The 5,179-nt window shown below is 74.5% G+C and carries 1 protein-coding gene and 1 pseudogene; both read left to right on the forward strand.

The genetic code is table 11. The features are described from left to right. Nucleotides 1-2,730, forward strand: a 2,730-nt coding sequence (locus IG05_RS0140645; protein ID WP_037815830.1) for a type I polyketide synthase, incomplete at its 5' end; no start/stop codon positions are given. Nucleotides 2,731-2,847: 117 nt separating this feature from the next. After that, nucleotides 2,848-5,179: pseudogene (locus IG05_RS43080) on the forward strand (type I polyketide synthase); the annotation flags it as partial.

Here is a 5,179-nt window from a genome sequence, read left to right on the forward strand (position 1 = left end):
TTCGACCACCGCCACTACTGGCTGCAGGCGGCCCCCGCCACCGACGCCGTCGCCCTCGGGCAGAGCACCGCGAACCACCCACTGCTGGGCGCGGTGGTGCCGTTGCCGCAGTCGGACGGGCTGGTGTTCACCTCCCGGCTGTCCCTGCGCACGCACTCCTGGCTGGCCGATCACGCGGTCGGGGGAGTGGTCGTCGTACCCGGTGCCGGGCTGGTCGAGCTGGCCGTACGGGCCGGTGACGAAGTCGGCTGCGGGGTCGTCGAGGAGTTGGTGATCGAGGCGCCGCTGGTCGTGCCCGAGCAGGGCGGTGTGCGGGTGCAGGTCACGGTCGAGGCTCCGGACGCGGAGGGCCGTCGCGCGGTGGCCGTCCACTCCGCGCGGGAGGACGCCGTCGGCGAGACCGGCGCCGACGCGTGGACCCGGCACGCCACCGGCAGCCTCACCGGTGCCATCCCGACGGCCGGCCGCACCTTCGACTTCACCGCCTGGCCCCCGCCCGGCGCGCAGGCGGAGGACCTGACCGGTGTCGAGGAGCGGCTGCTGCGGTACGGCTACGAGTACGGGCCGGTCTTCCAGGGCCTGCGGGCGGTGTGGCGGCGCGGCGAGGAACTGTTCGCCGAGGTCGCGCTGCCCGACGGGCAGCGGGACGCGGCGGCCCGGTTCGGCATCCACCCCGCCCTGCTGGAAGCCACCCTGCACCCGGCACTGCTGGACGCCTCGGCGGCGGACGACACGCAGCTCTGGCAGCCGCTGGAGTGGAACCGGCTGGCGCTGCACGCGGAGGGTGCCACGGTGCTGCGCGTACGCCTGGCACGGGCCGGCGACGCCCTGGCGGTCGAGGCCGCCGACGAGGCCGGTGGCACCGTCGTCACGGCGGAGGCCGTCACCCTACGGCCGCTCTCCGCCGGGCAGCTGTCCACGGCGGCCGGCACCGGCGCGGACGACGGGCTGTTCCGGGTGGAGTGGAGCGAGCTGCCGCCCGTGGCCGGCGCCGGTGAGGTGCCGGAGGCGACGCTGGTCGAGGCCCGGGCCGGAACCGGCGACACCCCCCTGGCGTTGGCGAGCCGGGTGCTGGAGGCCGTGCAGGCCTGGCTGGCCGACGACGGCACCGAGGACGGCCGGCTGGTGGTGGTCACCCGGGGTGCCGTGCCCGCCGGCGGCGACGCGGCGGTCACCGATCCGGCCGGCGCGGCCGTCTGGGGCCTGGTGCGTGCCGCGCAGGCGGAGAACCCCGACCGGATCGTGCTCGTCGACACCGAGACGGGTGAGGCGGACCTCGGTCCCGTCCTGGCGTGCGGCGAGCCGCAGGTGGCCGTCCGCGGCACCGCGCTGTACGTGCCGCGCCTGGCCAGGCTGGCCCCGGCCGGCGGCTCCGACGCGCCGGCGCTGGACCCGGAGGGCACGGTGCTGATCACCGGGGGTACCGGGACGCTCGGCGCCGAGGTCGCCCGGCACCTGGTCGAACGGCACGGCGTACGCCACCTCGTACTGGCCGGCCGGCGCGGGAAGGCGGCCGAGGGCGCGGACCGGCTCGTCGCGGAACTCGGGGAACGAGGAGCCGACGTGTCGGTGGTGGCGTGTGACGTCACCGACCGCGACGCGCTCGCGGCGCTCCTCGCCGCCGTACCGCAGGCGCACCCGCTGACCGCCGTCGTGCACGCGGCACGCGTCTTCGACGCCGGGGTCATCGGCGAGATGGACCGGGACCGGCTGGCCCGGGTCTTCGCGCCGAAGGTGACGGCCGTCGAGCACCTGGACGAGCTCACCCGTGAACTCGCTCCCGGCCTGGCCGCGTTCGTCCTGCTGTCGTCCGCATCCTCCGTCTTCCTCGGCGCGGGAACCGGCGGCTACGCGGCGGCCAACGCCTACCTCGACGCGGTGGCCCACCGCCGCCGCGCGGCCGGCCTGCCCGCCGTCTCGCTGGCCTGGGGGCCGTGGGAGCCGACGGGCGGACAGGACACGGCGACCGGTGACGCCGTACGCAACCGGACGGGCCGGCGCGGCGGTGTCGTACCGCTCACGCCCGCGCAGGGGATGGAACTGCTCGACGCGGCACTGCCCGCCGATGAGGCGCTGGTACTGCCCGTCAAACTGGACCTGCGGGCACTGCGCGCCGACGCCGCGCTGGGTGCCGGTGTCGCGCCGCTGCTCCGCGGCCTGGTGCGGACCGGCCGCAAGGCCGCCCGTGCCGGCGCCGGGGACTCCGGCGGACTCGCCCGCAAGCTGGCCGCGCTGTCCCCGGCCGAGCAGGAGACGCTGCTGCTGGAACTGGTGCAGGGCCAGGTGGCGACCGTCCTCGGCCACACCGGGGCGGACCAGGTCAGGGCCGAGACAGCCTTCAAGGACGCCGGGTTCGACTCCCTCACCTCCGTCGAACTGCGCAACCGGCTGCGGGAGGCCACCGGCCTCCCGCTGCCCGCCACCGCCGTCTTCGACTACCCGACCCCCCTCGCCCTCGCCGGCTACCTGCGCGACCGGCTGGCCCCGGGCGACCAGGCCGCTCCGGCAACGCACCCCCTGCTCGCCGAACTCAGCAAGCTGGAGGGGCTGTTGGCCGACACCGCGCCCGACGACACCACCCGCGCCCAGGTCGCCACCCGGCTCCAGGGCCTGCTGACCACCTGGTCCACCACGAACGTCACCGAGCCGGACGCCGAGGAGGACGTGGACTTCGAGTCGGCTTCCGACGACGAACTGTTCGAACTCATCGACACCGAATTCGGCCACTAGCCCGCAGACACCGGCCACCGGCCCCGGCCGGGCGGCCCGGCGCCCACCCGCACGCCATGTCCACGCCCGCCCCGCAGTCCACCTGACGCCCTTAGCCCCACTAGGAGCTGACCCGCAATGGCGGATGAAAGCAAGCTTCGCGACTACCTCAAGCGCGTTCTCGCCGACGCGCGCCGCTCCCAGCAACGCGTCCGTGAACTTGAGGCCGAGAAGGCGGAGCCGATCGCGATCGTGGGCATGGCGTGCCGGCTGCCCGGCGGGGTGGCCGGTCCCGACGACCTGTGGCGGCTCGTTCGCGAACGCGGCGACGGCGTCTCGGAGTTCCCGGCCGACCGCGGCTGGGACCTGGAGGCGCTGTTCGACGCCGACCCCGACAAGACGGGCACGTCCTACGTCGACCGGGGCGGCTTCCTGCACGAGGCGGCCCTGTTCGACGCGGGTCTGTTCGGCATCTCCCCGCGCGAGGCGGTGGCCATGGACCCGCAGCAGCGGCTCCTCCTGGAGATGTCCTGGGAGGCGCTGGAGCGGGCCGGCATCGACGCGGTGACGCTCAAGGGCTCGGACACCGGTGTCTTCGTCGGCGTCATCAACGAGGGCTACGCGACCGGCGGCCCCGTCCCGCCGGAGCTGGAGGGCTTCACCGGCACCGGCACCACCGGAAGCGTCGCCTCGGGCCGCATCTCCTACGTCTTCGGCCTCGAAGGCCCCGCCGTGACCGTGGACACGGCCTGCTCCTCCTCCCTGGTCGCCATGCACCTCGCCGCCCAGGCCCTGCGCCGCGGCGAGTGCTCCATGGCCCTGGCCGGCGGCGCCACCGTCATGGCCGGACCCGGGATGTTCATGCAGTTCTCCCGGCAGCGGGCCCTGGCCGCCGACGGCCGCTGCAAGTCGTACGCCGACGCCGCCGACGGCACCGGCTGGGCCGAGGGCGCCGGTGTCGTCGTCCTGGAACGCCTCTCCGACGCCCGCCGCAACGGCCACCGGGTGCTGGCCGTCGTCCGTGCCTCCGCCGTCAACCAGGACGGCGCCTCCAACGGCCTCACCGCCCCCAACGGCCCCTCCCAGCAGCGCGTCATCCGCAAGGCGCTGGCCGAGGCGGGCCTGACCCCGGCGGACGTGGACGTGGTCGAGGGCCACGGCACCGGCACCGTCCTCGGCGACCCGATCGAGGCCCAGGCCCTCCTCGCCACCTACGGCCAGGACCGCGAACGCCCGCTCTGGCTGGGCTCGTTGAAGTCCAACATCGGGCACACCCAGGCCGCCGCCGGAGTCGCCGGCGTCATCAAGATGGTCCAGGCGATGCGCCACGGCGTCCTGCCCCCCACCCTGCACGTCGACACCCCGTCCTCTCAGGTCGACTGGTCGGCCGGGGCGATCGAGCTGTTGACCGAGGAACAGGAGTGGCCCCGGACCGGCCGCCCCCGCCGGGCCGGCGTCTCCTCCTTCGGCGTCAGCGGCACCAACGCCCACCTGATCCTGGAAGAACCCCCGGAGGAACCGGCCGCGGACCCGGTGAACCCCGGCACCGGCGTGGTACCGCTGGTGGTGTCGGCGGCCTCCGACGCAGCACTGGCCGGCCAGGCCGGACGCCTGGCCGCCTTCACCGGCGACACCGACACACCGCTCGCCCACCTCGCGAACGCCCTCCTCACCCAGCGGGCCATCCTGAACGAACGGGCCGTGGTCGTCGCCGGTTCCCGTGAGGAGGCGGTGGCGGGGCTGGGCGCGCTGGGCAGGGGCGAGAACAGTCCTGTGGTGGTGGCCGGTTCGGCTGGGGCGCTTGGGCGGACGGTGTTGGTGTTCCCGGGCCAGGGTTCGCAGTGGCTGGGGATGGGCCGGGAGTTGCTGGAGTCCTCGCCGGTGTTCGCCGCCAGGATCGAAGAGTGTGCCCGGGCTCTGGAGCCGTGGACGGACTGGGACTTGACGGCTGTGCTCCGCGGCGAGGCGGACCCCGATCTCATCGCACGCGTCGACGTGGTCCAGCCGGCGAGTTTCGCCGTGATGGTCGCCCTGGCCGCCGTATGGGCGTCCGTCGGGGTCGTACCGGATGCGGTGGTCGGGCATTCGCAGGGTGAGATCGCGGCTGCGTGTGGAGGCCGACGGGGTGCGGGTGCGTCGGGTCGCGGTGGACTACGCCTCCCACACCCGCCATGTCGAGGCCATCGAGGATGCGTTGGCCGAGGCGTTCGCCGACATCCGGAGCCAGGCGCCGTTGGTGCCGTTCTTCTCCACGGTCACCGGCGACTGGGTGAGCGAGGCCGGCGTCCTGGACGGTGGTTACTGGTATCGGAACCTGCGCAGTCAGGTCCGCTTCGGACCGGCGGTCGAGGCGCTCCTTGGTGAGGGCTGTTCGGTGTTCGTCGAGTCCAGCGCTCACCCGGTCCTGGTGCAGCCGGTCAGCGAGATCGTGGACGAGGCGGGGACGGAGGCGGTCGTCACCGGCTCCCTG

The sequence above is a fragment of the Streptomyces sp. NRRL S-1022 genome, assembly GCF_000720135.1.
GTDB lineage: Bacteria > Actinomycetota > Actinomycetes > Streptomycetales > Streptomycetaceae > Streptomyces.